Raw genomic sequence first — 22,418 nt, 5'->3', positions numbered from 1 at the left:
CGGCTCCGGCCCAAGGCCCCGGGTCTAATGGACGATGTCTGGCTTCAGCATCTTCTCCACCTGCTCGATATGCCCGGTCTCTTCCTGAATTTGCATCTCCAAGAAAAGCCGCAGCCCCAGGTGTTCCGGCAGTGCTTCGATGTCGCGAAGCAGCGCGGCGTAGGCTCCCCAGGCTTCTTTCTCAAGATGAAGCGCGGCCCGCAGCATGTCATTCAGCGAGTCGAAGCTCCAGGGGAATTTGTCGGTTGCGGGGAAGGTCCGTGGGGTTCCGCCCAACGAGGTGATCTTGTCGCCAACCAACGTTGCGTGGGCAACCCCCTCGTTTGCTTGTTCGCGCAGCCACCCCACGATTGGGATCATCGAATGGCCGTAGATGAAATAGGAGTAGTGGAGGTACATCATCGTGCCGGAAAGTTCCAAGGCCAAGATGCTGTTCAGGCGTTCGCAAATTTGCTCGTTGGTCATTGCTGGTGCTGGTTAGTGAAGTTGATTGCCGGTTCCGCCGACCGAGCTGAAGCGAAGATACAAACAACAGCGGCTGCGCAATCGCCGTGGCGATAATTCTTTTTGGCAGGGGTGCGCTTGGTGGCGCGTTTTGCCCCGCAACGATTGCCGCATTACTTTGTGCGCACCGGAAAGGCGTGCGGAACAGAATCCAACGCCCTTGTACTTCTTCCAAGCCGATCGAACTTTACCAACTCTACCATGCAACTTGGCCAATACAACGTTCACCTGATTGAAACCTGCCGCTTTGCCCTGGACGGCGGCGCAATGTTTGGCGTTGTTCCAAAAAACCTGTGGGCAAAGGGATATCCCCACGTTGATGAGCAGAACCGGATTGCAATGGCTGCGCGGGCTTTACTGATCCAAGGGGAGGGGCGGACGATTCTGGTGGATGCCGGATGCGGCCACAAGATGCCCCAGAAACAACAAGCCATTTACGCCCTTGACAACAGCCGCTACACCCTGCACAACGGGCTGGCAAAGCATGGCCTTCGCCCAGAAGATGTCACCGACTTTATTTACACCCATCTCCATTTCGACCACGCCGGCGGGTCCACACAGTTGGACGCTGCGGGCCAGGTGGTCCCAACATTCCCGAATGCACGGCATTACGTCCAGCGGGACCAGCTTGCTTGGGGAAGAAATCCCACCGATAAGGACCGCGCCAGCTTCATGCCGGAAAACTGGGAGCCGGTGGCGGAGCGCGGCTTGCTGGAAGAGCTTGATGGCGATGGAGAACTGTTCCCCGCGATTGAGCTGCGCACCATGCACGGCCACACCCAGGGGATGCAGATGGTGATTGTGCGGAATGACTCCGCCACCGCGGGGCAACCTGCGGGGCTTGTGTATTGCGCCGATCTTATCCCCACCCGCGCCCATCTTCCTTTCCCCTACGTCATGGGCTACGATAACTTCCCGCTGACCTCACTCCAGGAAAAACAGACGTTCATCCCCGAAGCGTACGAGCGCCGCTGGCTGCTCTGCTTCGAGCATGATGCCTTCACCGATGCGGTGCGGATTGCTCCCGGGAAGAAAGGGTTCGAGGTGGAGGCGGAGGTGCAGTTGCAGGAGCCGCAGAATTAGCCAGCCGTCCGTTCATCACGATTACGTCACAACCAAAACCACAGGGTGCGCAATGCTCCGTTCGATACGCCGTTCGATACTCCATCCGATGTTCTCGGCCATGTTCTGCGCCATGCTTTTTCTGGCTTTTGGGGCCGCAAGGCTCCGCGCGCAGATACCCACTGGCGCGCTGCTCCATCTTCGCGCCGACACCGGGGTGGTGATGACCGATGGAACGGTCGGGCTGTGGCGCGACATCAGCGGCAACGGCAACGATGCCCAGCAATCCGAAGCCAGCAAACGCCCTGAGCTGCTTCGGAACGCCGCGAATGGTTTGCCCGCCGTGCGGTTCGGCGGAACGCAGTTCATGGCCTTGAAGCCGGTCTTTCCGGTGGGGGGAGATTACGCGGTGGGATTCGTTGTGCGGATCAACGGCTACGCCACCGCGAACAACGTGCTGTCGGGGAACAGCCGCGCACTCTATTTCGCCGGGGTGCCGTATCTGAAGGTTCTGCATAGCGGGAACTTCGGCCAGCAAGCAACCTCGCCGATCGCAATCACCAGCGGCATGAACGCCGTGGCAATCAACTACCAGGAATCAACCCGCACGGCAACGATTGCAATCAACGGCATCACCGCGGTGGCGGCCCAGATTCCGGCCAATGTTGACCCCGTGATCTATCTGGGAGCGTACGCCCAAGCGAACTTCCTGACGGGTGATATTGCCGAGGTGATGCTGTTCAACCGCAGCTTATCCCCGGCGGAGTTCTCGGCATTGCAGCTGGCATGGATTGCGCGGTATGGCATTACCACTCCGCAGCCGTACGGCCCTCCAGCCGCCGGCCCGCTGCTTTGGCTAAAAGCCGATAGCGGGGTGGTCTCCCAGCCGAACGGCAAGGTGAGCCGCTGGAACGACCGCAGCGGAAATGGATACGCCGCATGGCAAGATTCCACCGCGTTGCAAACCACGCTGATTCCCAATGCCATTGCGAACCTTCCGGCGGTGCGGTTTGCGGGGGCGGGGAGCTTTATGGAAGCAACGCCGGTGTTCCCAACCCGCAGCGATTACACCTTGACCTTCGTGGTTCGGATCAACAACATTGGCTGGACGAATAATGTGGTGTCGGGCATTCGCCACGCGCACTGGTTTGGCGGAACGGAGTATGCAAAAATGCTTCATGGCGATTTCAACGCGCAGGCAATTGCTTCGCTTCCGGTGCAGCAAGGGGAGTTTGCCATTGTCACCATGTCCTACTTGGAGGCGCGCCGCCGGGGGGCAATCTTCATCAACAGCCATTTTGCCGACAGCGCAACCATCCCCCAAAACTTGGACTCCATCATCTATCTTGGCGCGTATCAGCGTGGGAACGTGTTGCTTGGCGATCTGGCCGAAGTGATCCTGTACCGCAGGGAACTCGGCGCCGCCGAGCGTGCCCAGACGGAGACCTATCTGTTCCGCAAGTATGGCATTCCCGTGCCGCCGCCGCCCCCCTTGCCCGACTCCACGTTCACCTCAATCCCTGCCCTGTTGCAACTCTTCCCGCGCGGGGATGATGACTCGGCAACGGTGGCGATTGCCGGGGCGGTGCGCGTTGCTGGGTGGGATTCGTTGGTGGTGGATTTGGCGAAAGATGAGGTCCCGTGGCGGCGGCAATCGCTGCCGCTGAGTTACGCCAACGGAATCGCACCCTTCGCGCTTTCCAGCCGGATTCATGCCTCCCTTTCTGAGTATCGTTTCACCGTCAGCCTGCGGAAGCAAGGCGGGGCCGACAGCGTGATTGCCCTTCGCGACAGCATCGTTTGCGGCGATGCGTTGCTGATTGGCGGCCAATCCAACTCAATTTTTGGCCATGCCGGGCAAGGTGCGGGACCGAATCAGTTTTGCCGCACCTTCGGGCTGAATTTCTCGCGCAGCCAACGCGACACATTGTGGGGGATTGCCAGCGGGGTCGGAAACGGCGGCGGCCCAAATGTTGGCGCGTGGGGAATGCGGATGGCACGATTGTACACCCAGCAAACGGGGGTTCCGGTTTGCATCATCAACGGCGGGGTTGGGGGAACGACAATCGAGCAACACCAGCGCAACGATGCCGCGCCGCTGACGCTTAGCAGCATCTACGGCAGCATGCTCTACCGTGTGCAGAAGTCAGGGCTGGCGCGTAATGTCCGCGCGATGTTCTGGTACCAGGGGGAGTCGAACATCATCACCAACTACGCGGCGAATTTCCGCGCCCTGCGCCAGGATTGGTTGGAGGATTATCCAAACCTGAAGAAGCTCTACGTGGTGCAGATTCGCCCGGGCTGCGCGGCGGGTCCCCACAGTGAGTTGCGCGAGCTTCAGCGCACCCTTCCCGACAGCTTTCCTGATGTTGTCGGCTATTCGCCAATGGGCGTTCCGGGGCACGATGGTTGCCATTACGTGGCGGCGGGGTATGATACGATTGGGGTGCAGCTGTTCCGCCTTCTTGGCCGCGATTTCTTGGGCCAGACCGACACGGTGGATATTGGCTCGCCGAACATCCGCGATGCCTTCTTCACCACGGCGGAGCAGAACCAGGTGGCGATTGTGTTCAGCAACGCCAAGCATGGATTGATCCTTACTCCAGACGTTACCATTGGCGGAACAATCCGCACCTTCGCCGATGCCTTCTTCTTGAACGATAGCGTGCGGGCCGTGCGTTCGGCCCGCGCCGTTGGCGACACGGTGTTTTTGGAGTTGGATGGACGCTACCCGATGGCACGATTAAGCTACATCCCCAGCCAGAACTACGCCGTTGCCCCGGCGGTGTACGAAGGCCCATGGATAGTGAACAGCCGCGGCGTTGGGGCGTTCTCCTTCCACCGCTATCTCATCCGTCCGTTTGGAACAAGCGCGGCCCCGCAGGAACGCCCGGCTGCAAGGAAATTGGATTTACGGTAAAGCAGGGGCGCAGCCGGTGGCTGGGGCCTCCGTAGTTTTTCGTTGCAACCGTATTGGGCCGTTAGCTGGGCGCGGCGGCCTATCTTTCCATCATGCCTGAACCTCAGTTCCTTCGCGTTTGCTCCGTTCGTGAGTTGTCCAGCCGGCGCGGAACCCGTGTGTGGCTGGACGACGACACCGAGATCGCCCTGTTCCGCATTGATGGCGTGGTCTATGCCGTCAGCAACGTCTGCCCCCACCAACACGCGTCCACCATTGCCGATGGTTTCATTGAAGATTGCACCGTGGCTTGCCCGTTGCACGGCTGGACCTACGACCTCCGTACGGGGAATCCAGTTATCGGCGGGGCGCGGCTGAAAACCTACAACGTTGTGGTGGATGGCGACGACGTGCTTGTGGAGCAACCCCCGCCGGAAAAACCGCGATGGATGTTGTGGTGATCGTTCTACTTTTTTTTCCTCTCTCTCTCTGGACCCAAGCCGTGGCTTTGCCTCGGCTTTTTTTTGCCCGCAAGCCCTCCGTGATTCGGCCCGATGTTACGCCCAAACAATCGCTGCGTCGTGCAAACAGTTCGTGCCGCAGAACCTGCGCAGGCGGCAACGGAGCATACCAGAAAGGTTGACCACATCGTTCAAAAAAGGAGACAGAGACCATGAGCAACATTCCAATTCTATCGGCTCTTGCTGCTGGCGTTGTTTCGCTGGCATCGTTCTTCAACAGCAGCACGTTGATTCCCCAGCCCGAAGCTGCGGGGAATCGTCCCTGGACGGTCATCGCCACCGATGTCCAATTCAATCAGTTCCTCCCCGAAATCAAAGATGAGCTTGCGTTGCAACAAAGCAACCACACCCGCCGGTTGCAAGCCGTGGAGTCGGCCTTGCGCCGCCACGATGCAAGCTGGATGACCCCGGAGCTGCAAGCCGAACGCGCCCGCAATCTGGACCGCTTGCGCGATTACTGGCAGCGGGGTGAGTACCCCATCAACTACGAACACCCCGGCGCGTGGGAGCCGGTGTTTATTGACCAGGATGGGAACATCTGCGCGGTGGGGTATCTGGTGGAGCAATCGCTGGGGCGGAAGGTTGCCGAGCAGATCAACAGCCGCTACCACTTTGCCACCATTCGCCAGATTGATGCCCCCGAGCTGAAAGAGTGGATTAAAAACTCAGGGCTGACCTACGAAGAAGTGGTGGCAATCCAAGCCCCAGCCGTCGAGCCACGCAGCCGCATCGCCCGTCGTTCGAGCCGCGTGCTGACGGAACCGCAACCGCAGGTTGCAGTTTCCGCGCCGGTCCGGCAGAAGCGAACCTTGCTGCCGGCAGCGCAGCCCGTGGCCGTGCAGAGGCCTTTGAACAGCATCAACACCTCGGTGGATCTATCCCCAGCGATCATTGTTGCACCGCCCGCAGACCCGGACACCGCCGTTGCGGTCCACCGCACCGCACCAACGGTTGCCGCGCCCGGAATCGAATAACCTCACAACGAAATAGCCTTACAACCGAAAGGCCCGCATCAAGCAACGCCAGCCGGCACTCCATTACCCGAGAGAGAGAGGGGGGAGAGTGCCGGCTGGCGTTTTATTGTTGGGGGAATTCTTCCTGCGACGTTTCCGCGGTGTGGTTCTTCTCTCTACTTTTGTCCATGCCAATCTCCATTACTCCCGTCCGCACTGCTCGCCAGTTAAATCGCTTCATCGGAATGGTTTGGGATATCTACAAGGGGGACCCCAACTGGGTTCCGCCGGTGAAGTTCGACCGCAAGCGATTGCTCAACCGCCAGAAGAATCCGTTCTGGCAGCATTCCCAACTTGAGATGTTCCTTGCCGAGCTCGACGGCCAGGTTGTTGGCCGCGTGGCTGCCATTATCAACGGAAACCACAACGCCACCTACGGCGACAAGGTTGGGTTCTTCGGTTTTTTCGAGTCCATCAACGACCAAGAGGTGGCCAACCGATTGCTTGATGCGGCCCAGCAGTGGCTTGCCGAACGGGGGATGGAGGTGATGCGCGGACCGGTGAACCCTTCGCTGAACGACGAGGCCGGATTGCTGGTGGAAGGCTTCGACGACCCCCCGCAAATCTTGATGACCTACAACCCCAAATATTACAGCACTGTAATCGAAACGTTTGGCCTAGCCAAATCGAAGGACATGTTTGCCTACCGTTTGACCCGTTCATTCCTTACCGAAAAGATTCAGCGGGTGCAGGCGGCGGTTCGCCAGCGGGAGGGCTTGACGATCAGAAACGTTGATTTTGGCGATAAATCGGCGTTTCAGCGCGATGTGGGGATAATTAAGGATATCTACAACATGGCGTGGCAAGCGAACTGGGGGTTTGTGAAGATGACCGATGCGGAGTTTGACTTCATCGCCAAAGACTTGAAACAACTGGCCGAGCCTGACTTTGTGCTGATTGCCGAAGCGAACGGTCAGCCCGTTGGGTTCGCGCTGGGGCTGCCCGACATCAACCAAGTTCTTATCCAAAACAAAAGTGGGGGATTGCTTGGTGCGATCCTTGCAATGCTCCGGTTCCGCAAGCGGATCAACCGTGGAAGAATCTTCATTTTGGGCGTAATTCCGCGATTTCAGCGGCTTGGCATTGATGCCGTCCTTTACTACGAAGTCGGCACACGGATGGTGGATGGGAAGGGATATCGCGAAGGGGAAGCGTCGTGGGTGGTGGAAGATAACGTGATGATGAACCGCGCTGCGCAGATGATGAACGGCGAGCTGTACAAGCGCTACCGGCTGTACGACAAAATCATTAAAAAGAATTAAGCCCCCCGCTGTTGGGCACAACCTATCTTTGCCCCGCTTCAAATCACACACCAGCCCCCCACATGGCGGCGGAATGATGCGAAGCAGAGATACGTTGAACTAACGAGGAGGGAACATTGACTTCAGTTGAAGCTACCGATAGCAGCACGAAGCGGAGCCGGTCCGGCATTGTGGCGTTGCTGCTAACAGCCACACTGAGTGGGGCAAGCGTTGTTGCAGCGCTAACATGGCCAGCAAGTGCCACTGAACCGGGCGCGAACATCGCTGCCATCAGTGCCGCCGCTGCTGCCGAGGTGAACATTGACTCGCTGTACACCGCGAAGGCTTCCGAGGAATTGGAAGCCGACACCAGCTATGCAATGGCGATTGCTGCGCCGCAGACAATCGCGGGGCGCGTAAGCTGGTATGGCCCAGGCTTCCATGGCCGCCGCACCGCCAATGGCGAGCGGTTTAACAAACATGAAATGACCGCCGCCCACAAAACGCTCCCGTTTGGAACGCTTGTGCGGGTGGTGAATGAAAAAAACGGGCATTCCGTTTTGGTTCGCATCAACGACCGCGGCCCCTATTGTGGCGGGCGCGTCCTTGATTTATCCGAAGGAGCCGCAGGGCGGATTGGCATTAAGGGGAGCGGAACCGGATCGGTGAAATTGGAAATTTATCCCACCAAAGAAGCTGCCTCCATTCGCGCTTTTGATGCCGAAGGCCGCAGCGTCCGCTTGCATGGCCGCACCGTAAACGTTGCCCAGCGGTTGGATTTCGACGAAGCCGCCGCGCTGCAACAACGCTTGCGTGAACAAGGCTACGACAACGTCTTTTTGGTGGAATCGCGCCACGGCAACAGCCGCCAGTATGGCGTTTCGGTGGGGCTGTTCAGCAGCGACGCGCTTGCCCAGAACTTGCTAACCGAGCTTGTTGGCCAGCACACCGATGCAGAGATCGTTCGGTTCACCGAAGGAATTCCTGCAAACCACCAACTGGCCGAGAAGAAAGCCGATTCGGCATCGAACTCGTAAGCAATACTCCAGCGAACAACAGAAGCGGGCGAAGCACAGAATGCTTCGCCCGCTTTGTTGTTGTTGGGGGCTTCACACTTGCCCCGCAATGATTGCCCAACGGTTGGTTGGATTGCTATTCCTCCTCGTCCTGCAAATCGGCGGCGGCCACAATCTTCGCTTCCACATCCTTCGGCACCTCCTCGTAGTGGCTGAAGGCGCGGGTGTAGCTTCCGCGGCCTTGCGTTAGCGAGCGGAGCCGCGCCGCGTAGCCGTACAGTTCGGCCAGCGGAATCTGGGCTTTAATAATCTGTGCCGAGCCTTTGGAATCCATTCCCATAATCCGCCCGCGGTGGCTGCTTAAATCGCCCATGATGTCCCCCATGTAATCTGCCGGCGCGGAAATCTCCACGTTCCAGATTGGTTCCATCAGTTGCGGGCGGCACTCTTTGATCCCTTGCTTCAGGCACATCCGTGCGGCGGTTTTGAATGCGTTTTCGTTCGAGTCCACGGCGTGCATCTTGCCATCGAACAGCACCACCCGAACGTTCGACATCGGGTATCCGGCGTAGGCTCCGCCGCGAAGAATCTCCAGAATCCCTTTCTTCACCGCCGGGATAAAACGTGCCTCAATGGAGCCGCCAACAATCGAGTTGATGAAATGGAAATGCCCACCCCACTGCAATGCCTCAAGCTCCTGGTCCCGAACCTGATATTGCGAAGGGACCGGACGGTTCTCGTCGTACGGCTCAATGTAGAAATGGACTTCGCCGAACTGCCCCGCGCCCCCGGTTTGCTTCCGGTGGCGGTAACTGGTTGCCACTGCCCCCCGAATCGTTTCGCGGTAGGGGATGCGGGGCGGCTTCATTTCCACCTGCAAGCCGTACTTGCTGGTAAGGCGTTTCACCACAACGTCCAGGTGCAGTTCGCCCAATCCACTAATCACCGTCTGGTGCGATTCCGGGTCCATGTGGACGCTGAAGGTTGGGTCCTCCTCGTGCATCACGTGCAAGGCTTCGGCCACTTTGGCTTCATCCCCTTTCCCCTTGCTGATTAAGGCCGCGTCGGTAATCGGCGCGGGATACCAGATGGTGGGGATTTTTACGGTCTTCCCTTTTGGCGCAAGGGTGTTGTTCGTGTGGGTGTTCTTCAGCTTTACCACCGCGCCGATGTCGCCATAGTTAAGCGCGGGAACGTCCTTGCGGTTTTTGCCGTTGACGATATAGACCTGGTTCAGGCGTTCGGTGGTTCCGCTGTCAACGTTCACCAGATCAAGGCCCGGGGTGACTTTCCCGTGGAAGACCCGGAAGAACGAAAGCTCGCCAACGTGCGGCTCGCTAATCGTTTTGAAGATGAAAATGATCGGCTCCCCTTCGGAGCTTTTTGGAAGATTGATGGCATTGGGGTTGTTCGGCACGGCGGCCGGCGGTGCCGGAAGGTCCATGGGGCTTGGGCAGTAATCCACGATGAAATCCATCAGTGGAGTTACGCCGATATTCTGGGTGCTGCTGACGGCAAACAGGGGGAAGATTTTCCGTTGAAGCAGCGCGGCCCGCAATCCTTTGGCAATCTCTTCATCGGTCAGCGTGCCGTTGTTGAAGAAGTTGTCCAGCAGCGATTCGTCCGACTCGGCAAGCGTTTCAATCAACCCCTCGCGGATTTCGGCGCAGCGCGCTTGAACGCTGGGGGGGATGTCGGCAGTGTCGGTATGGAGGCCGCTTCCGTCGTCGGCAAACTTCATTGCCTTCATCTCCAGGATATTCACCACCGCGCTGATCTGTTTGTTCTCATACACCGGATATTCCAGCGGGACGATGTCGCGGCTGAAATGCTCGCGCAGGTAGTCCAGCGTTTCCTCGAAGTGTGCTTGCTCGGTGTTGATTTTCGTGAGCGCGAACAGAACCGGTGCTTTGGTTTCGCCGGCAAACTCCCAGGCGGAATCGGCACCGAATCCCACGCCGGTGCTGGCATCCACGGCCATCACCAATGTGTCGGCCACGCGAACGGCGGATTTCAAATCGCCGATAAAATCGGGGAAGCCGGGCGCGTCAAGGATGTTGATTTTATGCCCACGCCAGTTGGCATGAAGGACCGACAGCATCAGCGAAACGCCCCGTTCGATTTCGTCCGGGTGGTAATCGCTAACGGTTGATCCGTCGGGGATTTGCCCCATGCGGTTGGTTTCCTTTGCCGCGTACAACATCGCTTCGGCAAGGGTTGTTTTTCCGGCACCACCATGCCCCGCAAGCACAATGGTGCGGACGTTCTCCGATCTGGTTTCTGCTGCCACCTGATACCTCCATAGTTTGGTAAATGTTGAAGTGCCACATGCGCAAGTTCAGTACGTCAGAGGGGCGTTAATCCTGGGGGCATCGGGGCGAAGGAAACGCCTCAAAACGATTGGTGCGTGATTATACGGCGCAGATCAATGGTTATCAATAGGGGAAGGCCGAAGAAAGTGGGGAAGTTGAAGAATTGTTGGCGGAAATGGCTGCGGTGCGGTGGGCCTTGGAAATTGCTGCCCGTGGCTTCGATTCTTCGATAGCTTCTTCATCGGGGAAAAAAGATGCGCTTTTTCCCCGCGAAGCCTTGAAAAATCTACCTTCGCGGCCTTTTCCCTCTTGCGTTCTGGGGTGTTTGTGGTGTATGTTCGCGCCCATCCAATCCAACCGCCCTTTTGGGCGCAACACATCTACCAACTTCTGGAGGTTCTGACGTGAACAAAGCTGATCTGGTGGGCGCAGTGGCCACCGCCGCAAACTTGACCAATGCACAGGCCGAAAGTGCCGTGAAAGGAATGCTGGACGCCATCGGCGGCGCATTGAAGAATGGGGACTCCGTGCAGATTATCGGCTTCGGCACATTTGGTGTTGGCGCGCGTGCAGCACGGACCGGACGCAATCCGAAAACCGGAGAAGCAATCAAGATTGCAGCCAGCAAAACCATCAAATTCTCAGCCGGTAAATCGCTGAAGGATTCGGTGAATGCCGCCAAAGCCAAGAAAGCCCCAGCCAAGGCCGCCGCAAAAGCTGCCCCAGCCAAGGCCGCAAAAGCCGCTCCGGCAAAAGCTGCAAAAAAGAAGTAGCTCCTTCCGTTGACCGTAGTCTTACTACAGCGCGAGCCGTTGCAGCAACTGCAACGGCTCGCTTGTTGTTAGAGCATCTATTCCTTCTTCCCCACACACGCGCCGGAACTCACCCGGGTGGCCACCCCATTTTGCGCCCGCCAAGCAGGTGAAGATGCAGGTGATACACCTCCTGCCCTCCGTCGCGATTGCAGTTTACCACTAATCGGTAGCCATCATCGGCAATCCCTGCTTCGCGGGCGATGCGGGCGGCAACCGCCACCATGTGGCCCACCAACTGCTCATGCTGCGCCGATAGATCATTGGCGGTTGCTATCTCCTCGATAGGGATAATCAAAATATGGGTTGGTGCCTGGGGCGCGATGTCGCGGAAGGCCATCACTTGGTCGTCGCGATAAACAACATCAGCCGGGATTTCACCGCTGATGATCTTGGAAAAAATCGTTGGCATGGTCGGGATTGATTGGTTGGACGTTACGCCGGGCCAAGCAAGTTGGCCACAATCTTCGCGCTGGAAATCACCCCTGGCAGCCCTGCTCCGGGGTGGGTTCCGGCTCCGGTAAAATACAGGTTCTCCGCTTCCTCCGACCGGTTGTGCGGGCGGAACCACGCCGATTGCCTCAGGATTGGCGCAATGCTGAACGCGCTTCCCAAATGGCTGTTCAAGGTGTCCCGAAAATGGAGCGGGTCAATCCAATGCTCGGTCACGATATGCCGCGACAAATCGGGCATGTAGCGGTCCTCCAGATACTTCACAATGGCATCGCGATACGGGCGTGCGGCCTTCTTCCAATCGTTGCCGCTGGCAAGATGCGGCACCGGGGAAAGGACGTAGAAGGCATCGCATCCCGCCGGGGCCAACGTGCTGTCGGTTGCGGTGGGGCGGTGCAGATACAGGGAGAAATCCTCCGGAAGGTGATGCCGGTTGAAAATGTCATCCAGCAACCCTTCGTACCGCTTCCCCAACATGATGCTGTGGTGCGGAATCTGGGGATACTGCCGGTCGGTGCCGAAATAGAGGACATAGAGCGACATGGAGTATTTCAGCCGGTCAATCCGCTTGTTGGTGTAGGTCCGGCGGAACCGCTCCGGCATCATGTTCCGGTAGGTGAAGGCTGTGTCGCTGTTGCAAACCACTGCATCGGCAGGAAGCTGGCGGCCATCGGTTAGCCGCACCCCACGGGCGCGGCGCGCCCCTTCATCAATCAGAATCTCTTGGACCTCGGTGTTTAGGCTAACGGCTCCGCCAAGCTCGGCAAACAACCGCCGCAACGCTTCCACCACTGCCCCGGTTCCCCCTTTTGCAAACCACACACCCCACTCCCGCTCAAGGTACAAGATCAGTGTGTAGATGGAGGTGGTCTGGAACGGATTCCCCCCAACCAGCAGCGGGTGGAAGCTGAACACACGCCGCAACCGCTCGTCGTGGATGTAGCGGCTGGCGTAGCGATACACCGAGCGGTCGGCACGCAGGCGGACTAGATCGGGAAGGACTTTCAGCATGGAGCCAAAGGTGAGGAACGGGGAGTCAATCAGCCCGAAACCAGTGGCGAAAATCTTCTTTGTTCGCTCCAAAAATTTCCGGTAGCCAGCAACATCGTCGGGGTTGAACTTGGCGATCTCCCGTTCCATCCCCTGCGGGTCGCCGTTGTAGTTGAAGGTGGCTCCATCCTCAAAATAGATTCGGTAGAAAGGGTCAACGGGAAGGAATTGAAGGTAATCGGCGGGGTTGCGTCCGGCTTCGGTGAACAGTTCTTCAATCAGCCACGGAGCCGTAATCACCGTGGGGCCGCCGTCGAAGGTGAAGCCATCTTGGGAATAGACATAGGCGCGCCCCCCCAACTTGTCCCGTTTTTCCAGCACGGTGACGCGGTGTCCTTGCGTTTGCAGCCGTATCGCCGCCGATAATCCGCCAAATCCTGAACCGATAACGATGATGTCCATGAGGGCGATATTACGCGCCGGCGGCCAATTGGCAGAGTGCGGCCGCCGGTAAAAAGAAGTTTTTGCGGAATTGATCCGCTGGCCGTTACAAAATGGGAACGGATTCCGGCCAAACTCTTCTTGGAAGACCGAACGGTGCGGGTGTATCTTTGCCGTTCTTCAAAAGCAGACATCCGTTCCACAGCATATTTTCCGTAGGTGAAATCATGCACGCTATCGTGAATATCGCCGGCTCGCAATTCCGAGTCCAGAATGGGGACACACTTGTGGTCCCACGGCTCAGCAACGACGTTGACTCCACAGTGGAGTTCGGCAACGTGCTGGCAACCTTTGCCGATGGCTCCTTGGGCCTGGCAAGCGCGACCGTAACCGCCAAAGTGCTGGAGCATGGCAAAGGGGAAACCGTCCTGGTTTTCCACAAAAAACGCCGCAAAGGCTACCAAAAGCTGAACGGCCACCGCCAGGGCTACACCAAAATCCAGATTACAGGAATTGCGGCCTAAGTGCCGGCAGCTTCCCGTTTTCAACATCGTCACTCAGCAAGCATAGCAGATATTTCTTTCAGGAGGCAATGAACCATGGCTCATAAAAAAGGCGCAGGCTCAACAAAGAACGGTCGCGATTCCAACCCGCAATATCTTGGCATCAAGCGTTTTGGTGGCCAGGTTGTTCGCGCTGGCAATATCCTTGTTCGCCAACGTGGGACCAAATTCCACCCAGGGCTGAACGTGGGCATCGGCAGCGACGACACCTTGTTCGCGCTGATTGATGGAACCGTCCAATTCGGGCGGAAAGGGCGCACCCGCAAAACGGTGAACATCCTTCCAAACGCCTAAGCGTACCGCCGGCAAAAAAAGATCAGAACCAAAGCCGCTTCTATCCTCAAGGATGGAAGCGGCTTTGCTGTTTTGCGCGGGGTCTGTGCTCGCTTGCTGGGCGCATCTCAACGTGCTTTTCAGCCTACGGCTCCGATTCGGTGGAGCCAAGTGATACAGGCAGATGACGCCGAAGGCTAAAGACCTTCGGCTACCGCCGCTGCTTGTGCCCACGTGGCTCCCGAAAGTGCAAAGAAGGTTGCTACCAGCTTTTCCTGAACTGAATTCGCACGCGGTAGATGTCGGCGGGGTCGGTGGTTGTGGTCGCGGTGGCGGCACTGGTGTTGCTGGAATTCTCCACCGAGCGTTGAAGCTGAAGGAAGATATACTGGGCAACATCTGCGTCCAGCAGCGCGTCGGCCGGAAGGTCCACGGTGATGGTTCCGTTGGTGGGATCGCTGACGGTTCCGCCATACTGCAACAGCACCGGGCCGAACTGGCTGACGAAGTTTATTCGCGCCCCGCCAATGTCGCTTAGCTGCCCAAGCTCGATGTCAATGCTTTGGATCACTCCATCGGACCCCAAGGCCTGCGTCAGGAATGTTCCCAACGCCGCGCTGCCGTAGGAATTGATGCTGTTATTCAGCAGGTCGCTAATCTGGCTGGTTGCCCCTGCGCCGCGAAGTTCATCGGTGGTTTTGCCGAACAGCAGCAGCGAGATGGCGTTCCGCGTGCGGTCGTCGGGATCGCCCACGGCTTGCTCGAATCCGTTGATGGCATAGCGGAAGGTGATGGTTGGCCGCTCCTTCGTTCCGGTGATGTCAATCGTGACGCTGTACCGCTCGGTTTGCCCGGCAGAGGTTACGCGGCGGCCTTCGTAGGAAGCCGAGATGGTGATCCCCGGGTTCCCCAAATCTCCATCGAACACCAAATCCCCCGCAGCGTTGAAGGTCTTGATGTACACGAACTTGGAGGCGGGAAGCACTTTCAACGCCCCCTCGGCGGTCATTCGGCCCCCTTCTTGGCGGACGTAGAGAGCCTCGCCGTCGTCAATAATCTGTGCACGAAGCTGCTGGGTTGCCGCGCCAAGATCCATCGTCACGTACAGCGGGTTCGTCCGGTTTGGAATCCGGATGGCAAGGTCAAGATTTAGGCGGTCCACAAACGATGGCGCGTCCACCGTTGGCGCGTTGCGCTGCTGAAGCTCGCGGCGCAATCGCTCCTCCTGCGCTCTCAAAGAAGTATCCGCCTCCAACGCCGCGTTCTCCTCTTCCTCCAATCCCAATCCGAAATCTGGGCCATAGGGCTGCGCCTGCTCGGCGTCCCACTCCTGCTGGCTTACGTACCGGACCCCGGTGGCATTGATGGTTGCCGCAGATTCTGAGTATGGAAGTTGCAGATTCCCTTGCTCGATAATCACCGGCCCGGAAAGCGAAGGGGATTGCAACGTTCCATCGAAGGTGAGGTAGCCGTCGCCGGTGGAGATCACCAGATCGCCGTAGATGAAGTCGTTCACCGCCTGCGAGGCATCGCCAAGAACCATCAGCTTCGGGGTGCGGATCTGCGCGTCAATTCGGCTGACCTCGAAGCCGTCGAAATTGACGATCGCGCTCATGTAGCCGATTCCGCCAGGAAGGTCGCGAGGGTCGTTCCGGATCACTGCCGAGTCAATGTTCAGCACTTGGTCGTTGAAGCGAAGCGGCAACCGGAAATAGTAGGCAAGATTGTTCCCCTCCAGCACCCCCTGCGCCTCCACCGCTCCTTCACCCCGGTAGTCAAGTTCGGGGTAGTTCCCCGCAACGCTGAAGTTCAAATCTGCCCGCCCTTTCCGAATCTTAACGCCGGGGACAAACGGGGCAATGATCTCTAGCGGGAACCGTTTGGTTTGCGCGCTGATTGTTAGCGGCTGCCCGTTCACCAATCGCTCGGTGCGGGAAGCGAACGCAAGGTCAATCGGCAATGCTGCAATGGTGATATTGGCCAGCGTATCCTTCAATCGAAGCGTGTCGGCCCCGCTCAAAATTTGCATCCCGCCAACAAGGTTGCGGTTCTGGTAGTTCAGCTTCGCCCACACTTTTCCGGCGCGCTCGTCAAGGATGTCTTGCAGGTTCACCTCCGCTTCGGCATCAATGATTGGCATCTCCATCGTGCCGTTCAGCGTCATATGAAGCCGCTCCAAGCTCCGCTGAATCAGCCCAATGGATTCCCCAGCTTGGAAGTTCAGCAAGGTTGCTTCGGAGGAGTCGTGCGTGTGCTGCATCTGCACGGTGATGTAGTCAACGGTCATCTGCTGGAAGCCCATCGTCTCGGTCAGGAAGTCCCCTTTGATGCTGACGATGTCGCCATCGTTTACCCGCACCGCCAGCGAGTCGGCACGGAAAGCGGTTTGGCTGATGACCGCGCGAATTGGCCCGGCGTTCCGCGCCTTCAGGTCCCGCCCGTACAGGAACAGCATGGTGTCCAACTGGACCTTGTATCCGGCTGGGTCGTGTGCGTCAACGGTTCCGTCAATGGCGGCGTACATGGTGCTGTCCACCTGCGTGTGGCCGCGAACGTTGAACACCTCATCACGCAGGGTGATGCTTGCCATTGGGCGATTGAAGGAGAGGGCCCCGAACTGAATCGAGGAGTCGCTGCTGACGCGAATCTCCCCTTGCAGCCCCTTGCTAACGCCGGTTGCCTCAATCCCCGACAGCCCCAAACTAATCTTGGTGTTGTTCAGCCGAACCAGCGTGGAATCCTGCTGGTAGGTTCCGTTGGCCCAGCCGCTGGCGTTCAGCGTAACGCCGTTGGGGGTTCCGATAATGCTTCCATCAATCAGCCCCGTCATGGCGATTTTCATGGAGCCAAGCAGCGGCTGGATTGGCGTTACATCTTTCAGGTTCAGCGAGAAGGAGGCGTTGACCGTTTCGGTGAGAAGCCGGGTGGCGCGTTCGGTGGGCTGCTGGCCGTAGTTGGCGCGGGCCTCAACGTAACGCATGATCCCCTGCATCGCATCTTGAAGGGCCGGGGCAATGGTGGCGGTTTTCCATTCACCTTTCAGGCTTACGTCGGCAACTTCGGAGTTGAAGGTGAAGGTGCGGCGGCGGGCATCGGGGCGGACCAGTTTGAACACGCCGTTCATCCCAGGAAGCACTTGCTGGCCATACTCGCTGGCTTGCAACCGAAGCTGGCCGCTGGTTTCGGCAAGGTCGGGGTCAAGGCCGTGTCCGCTGGCGACGATGGAAAGATTGAGCCGCGAACGATACTCAGGGTTCAGCAGCATCTCCTCCAAATTCAACTGGCGGGCGTTTGCCGAGAAGTTGTAGATGGGGTCGTTGCTGTTGCGGAAATCGAACATCCCGCCAACGCCAAAAAATTGGCCGGCGGCGAACATCTGCCGGTCCTGCGCCGAAAGCTGAAGCGGGGCGGCAAGAATCGTCCGGACGCTTTGCTCGATGAACTGTGGCGTAATGGCCGAGTCGCTTACTTCCGGCTTGGAGGTGGCGGCTGTTCCGCCGGGGCCCCATGCCACCATCAAGGTGTCCAGCGTCAGCACCCCGCCGTTGCGTGCGGTGGCATCCAGATAGAGCTTGCGGTAACGCCGCCCGGCCACCATCGAACCTTGCGACTCGATCCGCACGCGGGCATCAAGTTCCTTCAGCCCCACCCCTTTCCCGTTGATGACCGCACGCCCGGTGAAGTCGCTCCGGTAAGTGGAGTCGGCCATCACCTTCGCCAAATTTCCGTGGACGATTGCCACATCGCCGATATATCGCATGACCGATTGGCGCATATCCAACATCACCCCGCCCGTTACCGCGCCGGAGGCCGTGGTGGCATCAATCGTTGCGGTGAAGTTGTTCGGCTGGCCGGCGAACGTCACCGTGCGGAGCTCCGCATCGCCAACGTAGCTAAGGTCCGGCAACTCCAACCCGGGAACATAGATATCGCCGTCGCGGTGGGAGAGCTTGGAGTCGGTGATGTTGGCTTGCAGGTAGAGTTGCTCCGGGTTCCGCAGATTTTTCATCCGCCCGCTGAACTTCAGGTCGCTGTTCTGCAACGTCAGCCGCGAGTTGCTGATGAAGATGTCGTCGTAGGTTCCGCTGATGGTGGTGCGGAACGCTGGCGTGCCGGCAAGGAACGCAACGCTTGGCACGAACTGCTTCAGGTCCTCCATCGAGGCGCGCTCGGCGTTCACCGTCATGCGGAAGGGGGAGCGTTCGTAGTCCAGCCGCGGGTTGGGGCCAAGGATGTTGATGGAGTCAAGGTGCGCGTCCATCGCCAGCAGCGAGCGGTCGGTTTCAAGATAGAAGTCATCCACCGTCAGCCCCGATCCGTCCAGATCAACATTGACCCCCATCTCAACAATTCGGAAGTACGGGGCCACCAGCCGCCCGCTAAGGTGATGGATGGCAAGGTGCTGCTCCACGGGGTCAACATCGGCGGAGACCACAAGGTGGAAATCTTCCATCTGAAGGTGCGAGAAATCAACCGCGGCGGTGTCGGGGTTGCGTTGGGCGGTGCGGTCATCCATGATGAAGCTGGCATCGCGGATTTCCAACGTCTGCAGGCTGATCGTCCAGTCGAACGGCTTGCTTGGTGTGGTGTCGGGGGGGGTGGGCTTCACGAATTTCGCGATGTTCCAAAGGCTATCGGACGCGCTCCGGACCAGGCGAATCACCGGGCGGTCAATCAAGGCCTCCGCTCGGATTGTTTTTGATTCAAGAATGGGGGCAATCTGGTACCGCAGCGCAATGGCGGGGGCTTCAAGGATTGTGGTGCTGTCGCCGGCGCGCAGCCGAACGTCGTGGATGGTAAGCCCGGTTAGCAGGTTGCCGGTGATCTCCCCCACGTGAATGCTGCCAACCAATGCCTCGTTCACCATCGCCAACCCTTTCTCCACCGCCCATGTCCGGAACGCCGGAAGCTGGGTCAGCAGAACAACCACTGCGCAAAGGAACGTCAGCCCTGTGATCGCAAAAACCACAAGCCGCGCCCCGATGCGAGCAATGCCGTTCAGCCGATTGGCCATGAAGAAAAAAGGGATTGAAGTTTACCAGTTCCCACGGGTGCTGGCAGCCAGCAACGGCGGGGAAAATGCGCCGCGCCTGATTGCCACAATCGCCACAATCACCACCCCCCAACCTTGCGAATGATCTCCGTTGTCGAACGGCCCGGAACAAGGTTTATCACCGCCACGTTGCCGCCGCGCTGCCGGACGATGTCGGAGCCGACGATATAGCGCGGGCCGCTGGTGGCCTCGGGATCGTAGTCGCCCCCTTTCACCAGAACGTCGGGTTGCACGGCTTGGATAAGTTCGTAGGGGGTGTCCTCATCGAACAGGGAAACATATCCAACAACCCGCAGCGCGGCCACGATTTCGGCGCGATCATCTTGGTCCACAATCGGGCGTTGTTCCCCTTTCAGCCGCCGTACCGATGCGTCGGTGTTCACCCCCACCACCAGCAGGTCCCCAAGCGCACGCGCTTCGGCAAGGTACGACACATGGCCACGGTGAAGAATATCGAAGCAGCCGTTGGTGAAGACGATGCGCTTGCCGTCGGCGTGCAGCCGCTGGCAGGTTTCGGCAAGTTCGGCGCGGTGAAGAACGGGCATTGGATTGCTGCGTCTGGTCAGTTGCGAAAAAATAGAAAGGGGGATCGCGTCTCCCGCAGCCTTGCGGATTGTTAGGCGTTTGGCGTTCGGCCCAATTGCTGCTGCCGAGCACTGTTGTTCTGTTTGTGCCGCATCCGTTTTGGGCCAAGCCACAACCAGAACCCGGTGACGGTGAACGTGAGAAGGGCAGTGCCCATCACCGAGGTGTAGATCAGCTTCAGCGGCTCGCCATCGGTGCCGAACAGGTAATCCAGCACCGAGCCATCGTGAATATTCTCGATGAAGTCCGACCTGCGCCGTTCAATATGCAGCAGATTTCCGGTTGCGCCATCAAGTTGGATGCCCCAAAAGTGGTCAATGAACACAAACTTCACCATCCCTTTTTCGGGGCGCAGATCAATCCGCTCCAGCTGTAGCGAAAGACTGGAGGAAACGGAGTCGTGCAGGATTGCGCAGGCGCGGCGGTGCAGGCTGTCAATCGGCAACCAATCGTTCAAGTTGGTGGAGGTTCCGCTGTGCGATTTCGGAAGGATCATCCCCCCCGAATGCTTCTTCCACCCCAGCAACAAGCCGGTGATGGAGACCACAAAAAAGAGCGCGAACAACGCTGCGCCGGTAAGCCGGTGAACTTTGCGGAAGGTGCGTAATCGCTGGACCTGCTTGCTGCGGTTGGGGGATTGGATCATGGCACTGGCAACTCAGTTTCGGGGTGGCGAAGTTCGTTAAGCAAGGCTTGCTGCAACGCCTGGGAATGAATCGGGACGGTCCCAACTTGCTCGCAGACCACCCCGGCGGCATGGTTGGCCATCACCACCGACTCCATCAGCGTTGCCCCGGCCGCACGCGCCGCCGCCAGCGTGGCGATAACCGTATCGCCCGCCCCAGAAACATCCGCAACCTGCAAGGCACGCGTGGGGACAAGCTGAGGTTCGGGGGATTGGTCGCCGAACAGCATCATCCCATCGGCACTAAGCGTCAGTACCACTGTGCCGCATTGAAGTTGCTGGCGTAGCTGCCGGATTCCGGCTTCGCGCTCGGCCTGTGTGGATAGGCGTGTTCCCAGCGCGTCCTCGGCCTCCTTGCGATTTGGCTTAAAGAGGGTCGCGCCCTGGTACTCAAAAAAGTTGTCGAACTTGGGGTCCACGTACACCGGGACGTTGTGGCTGTTGGCAATCTGAATTGCCTGGGGGATCAGCGTGCGGGCCACCACCCCTTTGTTGTAATCCTGAAGGATCAGCGCATCCAGCGTGGTGATGTTCTTGGTAAGGATTTCCAGCAACCGCTGCTGGGTTTGTTCGGTGATGGTTCGCTTGGTTTCCCGGTCAATCCGAACGATGTGCTGGCCCTGGGCAATCACGCGGGCCTTCACGGTGGTGGGGCGGCCTTCCTCGCGAACCAACCCCTCGGTGCCGATTCCCAACCCCGCCAGTAGCGTCCGCAGATGTTCGCCCCCTGTGTCGTCCCCGATAACCCCCAACAGCAGCGGCGCGGTGCCAAGCGTGGCAAGGTTATACCCCACGTTGGCGGCCCCGCCGATACTCCACTTCCTCATCCACATCAACAACTGCCACAGGGGCTTCGGGGGAGATGCGGCTGACCCCGCCGCGATAGTAGCGGTCCAGCATCACGTCGCCAAGCACGGCAATGCGCCGCCCGGCAAGCGTAGCGAACAGTTCATCAATGCGAGAAATGGAGAGCGTCAAGGTCGCAAACGTGTTTGATGGAATTTGGGAGGCGGGGAAACTTGAGAGAGACCCCCTTTTTATGAAACAACACCCCGACGAAATTGCTCGTCGGGGTGTTGGAAGTATTGCTGCGGCGGGCTTAGCCCAAATATGCACGAAGCGACTTGGAGCGCGAGGTGTGGCGCAGCCGGCGGATGGCCTTCTCCTTAATCTGGCGCACGCGTTCACGGGTTAGTTGGAATCGTTCGCCGATTTCTTCCAGCGTCAGCGAGTGCTCGCGGTCCAGCCCGAAGTAAAGCCGGATAACCTCGGCCTCCCGTTCCGAGAGGGTTGACAATGCGCGGCGGACCTCAATCTTCAGCGACTCGGACATCAGCCCTTGGTCCGGGGCCGGCTGCGATTCGCTTACCAGAACGTCCAGCAGGCGATTGTCCTCCCCCTGTGCAAACGGAGCATCAACCGAAAGGTGGCGTCCGGAAATCTTGATGGTATCGGCCACTTCGTTCATCGTCATGTCCAGCTCTTCGGCAAGCTCGGCAGCGGTTGGTTCGCGTTCGTACAGCTGTTCCAGCTCGCTAAACTTTTTCCCGATTTTGTTGAGCGCGCCCACGCGGTTCAGCGGAAGGCGGACGATGCGGGATTGCTCGGCCAATGCCTGCAGGATGGACTGACGAATCCACCAGACCGCGTAGGAAATGAATTTGAAGCCACGGGTCTCATCGAATCGCTTCGCAGCTTTGATAAGTCCCAAGTTTCCTTCGTTAATCAAATCCCCCAGCGATAGCCCCTGGTTCTGGTACTGCTTGGCCACCGAGACGACGAAGCGAAGGTTGGCCTTCACCAGTTGCTCCAGCGCCCGCTCCCCTTCGGCCCCGCCACGCTTGATGCGCTTGGCAAGCTCGATTTCCATGTCTGGAGTTAGCAGCTCCACTTTGCCGATTTCCTGAAGGTATCGGTCCAAAGATTGGCTTTCGCGGTTGGTGTATTGTTTGGTTATGCGCACAGAGTCACCTCGCAGGGAAGTGGATAGTAAGG

Annotated in this window: 19 protein-coding genes; 9 read left to right on the top strand and 10 right to left on the bottom strand. The window is 58.6% G+C overall.

From position 1 onward, the window contains the following. Positions 1-24 precede the first annotated feature (24 nt). The gene (locus IPM61_04015) at positions 25-465 is read right to left on the bottom strand and encodes a ferritin-like domain-containing protein (protein ID MBK8910474.1); all 441 of its coding nucleotides are present in this window, start codon (positions 463-465) and stop codon (positions 25-27) included. 240 nt (positions 466-705) lie between these two features. Here IPM61_04015 and IPM61_04010 point away from each other — a divergent pair, with 240 nt between their 5' ends. The 6 genes from IPM61_04010 (at position 706) to IPM61_03985 (ending at position 8,277) form a co-directional block, all read left to right on the top strand. Further along, a complete protein-coding gene (locus tag IPM61_04010) occupies positions 706-1,587 on the top strand; it encodes an MBL fold metallo-hydrolase (GenBank protein MBK8910473.1) in 882 nt (293 codons plus the stop codon). Between the two features lie 52 nt (positions 1,588-1,639). Continuing rightward, positions 1,640-4,486, top strand: coding sequence for a hypothetical protein (locus IPM61_04005; GenBank protein ID MBK8910472.1), 2,847 nt, complete (start codon positions 1,640-1,642; stop codon positions 4,484-4,486). Positions 4,487-4,578: 92 nt separating this feature from the next. Next, the gene (locus tag IPM61_04000) at positions 4,579-4,926 is read left to right on the top strand and encodes a nitrite reductase (NAD(P)H) small subunit (GenBank protein ID MBK8910471.1); all 348 of its coding nucleotides are present in this window, start codon (positions 4,579-4,581) and stop codon (positions 4,924-4,926) included. 212 nt (positions 4,927-5,138) lie between these two features. Then, entirely contained in the window at positions 5,139-5,960 is an 822-nt protein-coding gene (locus IPM61_03995) for a hypothetical protein (GenBank protein ID MBK8910470.1), read from the top strand. Positions 5,961-6,127: 167 nt separating this feature from the next. Then, positions 6,128-7,261, top strand: a complete 1,134-nt coding sequence (locus IPM61_03990; GenBank protein ID MBK8910469.1) for a hypothetical protein — start codon at positions 6,128-6,130, stop codon at positions 7,259-7,261. A 116-nt stretch (positions 7,262-7,377) separates the two neighbouring features. Beyond that, positions 7,378-8,277, top strand: coding sequence for a septal ring lytic transglycosylase RlpA family protein (locus tag IPM61_03985; protein ID MBK8910468.1), 900 nt, complete (start codon positions 7,378-7,380; stop codon positions 8,275-8,277). 115 nt (positions 8,278-8,392) lie between these two features. Here the strand turns inward: IPM61_03985 and IPM61_03980 are convergent, their stop codons facing one another. After that, positions 8,393-10,546, bottom strand: coding sequence for an elongation factor G (locus IPM61_03980; protein MBK8910467.1), 2,154 nt, complete (start codon positions 10,544-10,546; stop codon positions 8,393-8,395). A gap of 426 nt (positions 10,547-10,972) precedes the next feature. Between IPM61_03980 and IPM61_03975 the strand changes: the two genes are divergently transcribed. After that, positions 10,973-11,341 carry an HU family DNA-binding protein gene (locus IPM61_03975; GenBank protein ID MBK8910466.1) on the top strand — a complete coding sequence of 123 codons (369 nt, stop codon included), beginning with the start codon at positions 10,973-10,975 and terminating at the stop codon, positions 11,339-11,341. Positions 11,342-11,450: 109 nt separating this feature from the next. On the opposite strand, the gene IPM61_03970 is transcribed toward IPM61_03975, so the two are convergent. Then, entirely contained in the window at positions 11,451-11,792 is a 342-nt protein-coding gene (locus IPM61_03970; protein MBK8910465.1) for a histidine triad nucleotide-binding protein, read from the bottom strand. A 23-nt stretch (positions 11,793-11,815) separates the two neighbouring features. Then, positions 11,816-13,285: a phytoene desaturase gene (locus IPM61_03965; protein ID MBK8910464.1), complete on the bottom strand. Its 1,470-nt coding sequence runs from the start codon at positions 13,283-13,285 to the stop codon at positions 11,816-11,818. Positions 13,286-13,491: 206 nt separating this feature from the next. Here IPM61_03965 and rplU point away from each other — a divergent pair, with 206 nt between their 5' ends. Both rplU and rpmA read left to right on the top strand, forming a co-directional pair. After that, positions 13,492-13,788 (top strand): 50S ribosomal protein L21, encoded by a 297-nt coding sequence (rplU, locus tag IPM61_03960; GenBank protein MBK8910463.1) that lies wholly within the window; start codon positions 13,492-13,494, stop codon positions 13,786-13,788. A 75-nt stretch (positions 13,789-13,863) separates the two neighbouring features. After that, on the top strand, positions 13,864-14,121 hold the full coding sequence (gene rpmA, locus IPM61_03955) for a 50S ribosomal protein L27 (protein ID MBK8910462.1): 258 nt from the start codon (positions 13,864-13,866) through the stop codon (positions 14,119-14,121). Positions 14,122-14,362: 241 nt separating this feature from the next. Here the strand turns inward: rpmA and IPM61_03950 are convergent, their stop codons facing one another. The 6 genes from IPM61_03950 to IPM61_03925 all read right to left on the bottom strand — a co-directional run bounded on the left by IPM61_03950 (position 14,363) and on the right by IPM61_03925 (position 22,386). Then, positions 14,363-19,114, bottom strand: coding sequence for a translocation/assembly module TamB domain-containing protein (locus IPM61_03950; protein MBK8910461.1), 4,752 nt, complete (start codon positions 19,112-19,114; stop codon positions 14,363-14,365). Between the two features lie 98 nt (positions 19,115-19,212). Then, entirely contained in the window at positions 19,213-19,698 is a 486-nt protein-coding gene (gene rfaE2 / locus IPM61_03945; GenBank protein ID MBK8910460.1) for a D-glycero-beta-D-manno-heptose 1-phosphate adenylyltransferase, read from the bottom strand. A gap of 71 nt (positions 19,699-19,769) precedes the next feature. Beyond that, positions 19,770-20,384, bottom strand: coding sequence for a PepSY domain-containing protein (locus IPM61_03940; GenBank protein MBK8910459.1), 615 nt, complete (start codon positions 20,382-20,384; stop codon positions 19,770-19,772). After that, a complete protein-coding gene (locus IPM61_03935; GenBank protein MBK8910458.1) occupies positions 20,381-21,250 on the bottom strand; it encodes a bifunctional hydroxymethylpyrimidine kinase/phosphomethylpyrimidine kinase in 870 nt (289 codons plus the stop codon). The genes IPM61_03940 and IPM61_03935 overlap by 4 nt, the downstream gene beginning before the upstream one ends. After that, complete coding sequence (locus IPM61_03930; GenBank protein MBK8910457.1) at positions 21,207-21,401, bottom strand: hypothetical protein; 195 nt, start codon at positions 21,399-21,401, stop codon at positions 21,207-21,209. Before IPM61_03930 ends, IPM61_03935 begins: the two co-directional genes overlap by 44 nt. A 121-nt stretch (positions 21,402-21,522) precedes the next feature. After that, positions 21,523-22,386 carry an RNA polymerase sigma factor RpoD/SigA gene (locus IPM61_03925; protein MBK8910456.1) on the bottom strand — a complete coding sequence of 288 codons (864 nt, stop codon included), beginning with the start codon at positions 22,384-22,386 and terminating at the stop codon, positions 21,523-21,525. Positions 22,387-22,418: the final 32 nt, after the last annotated feature.

It is taken from the genome of Chlorobiota bacterium (assembly GCA_016710285.1).
Classification (GTDB): domain Bacteria; phylum Bacteroidota; class Ignavibacteria; order OLB7; family OLB7; genus OLB7.
Note: the sequence above shows the minus strand (reverse complement) of the source record. Positions and strands in the feature narration are given on the sequence as shown.

What these genes read in the sequence shown, in the direction of transcription:
- IPM61_04015 (MBK8910474.1), bottom strand. Translation starts at nt 465, where the DNA reads ATGACCAACGAGCAAATTTGCGAACGCCTGAACAGCATCTTGGCCTTG.
- rplU (MBK8910463.1), top strand. Translation starts at nt 13,492, where the DNA reads ATGCACGCTATCGTGAATATCGCCGGCTCGCAATTCCGAGTCCAGAAT.
- IPM61_03940 (MBK8910459.1), bottom strand. Translation starts at nt 20,384, where the DNA reads ATGATCCAATCCCCCAACCGCAGCAAGCAGGTCCAGCGATTACGCACC.
- IPM61_04010 (MBK8910473.1), top strand. Translation starts at nt 706, where the DNA reads ATGCAACTTGGCCAATACAACGTTCACCTGATTGAAACCTGCCGCTTT.
- IPM61_03970 (MBK8910465.1), bottom strand. Translation starts at nt 11,792, where the DNA reads ATGCCAACGATTTTTTCCAAGATCATCAGCGGTGAAATCCCGGCTGAT.
- rpmA (MBK8910462.1), top strand. Translation starts at nt 13,864, where the DNA reads ATGGCTCATAAAAAAGGCGCAGGCTCAACAAAGAACGGTCGCGATTCC.
- IPM61_04000 (MBK8910471.1), top strand. Translation starts at nt 4,579, where the DNA reads ATGCCTGAACCTCAGTTCCTTCGCGTTTGCTCCGTTCGTGAGTTGTCC.
- IPM61_03990 (MBK8910469.1), top strand. Translation starts at nt 6,128, where the DNA reads ATGCCAATCTCCATTACTCCCGTCCGCACTGCTCGCCAGTTAAATCGC.
- rfaE2 (MBK8910460.1), bottom strand. Translation starts at nt 19,698, where the DNA reads ATGCCCGTTCTTCACCGCGCCGAACTTGCCGAAACCTGCCAGCGGCTG.
- IPM61_03995 (MBK8910470.1), top strand. Translation starts at nt 5,139, where the DNA reads ATGAGCAACATTCCAATTCTATCGGCTCTTGCTGCTGGCGTTGTTTCG.
- IPM61_03965 (MBK8910464.1), bottom strand. Translation starts at nt 13,285, where the DNA reads ATGGACATCATCGTTATCGGTTCAGGATTTGGCGGATTATCGGCGGCG.
- IPM61_04005 (MBK8910472.1), top strand. Translation starts at nt 1,640, where the DNA reads ATGCTCCGTTCGATACGCCGTTCGATACTCCATCCGATGTTCTCGGCC.
- IPM61_03950 (MBK8910461.1), bottom strand. Translation starts at nt 19,114, where the DNA reads ATGGCCAATCGGCTGAACGGCATTGCTCGCATCGGGGCGCGGCTTGTG.
- IPM61_03935 (MBK8910458.1), bottom strand. Translation starts at nt 21,250, where the DNA reads ATGAGGAAGTGGAGTATCGGCGGGGCCGCCAACGTGGGGTATAACCTT.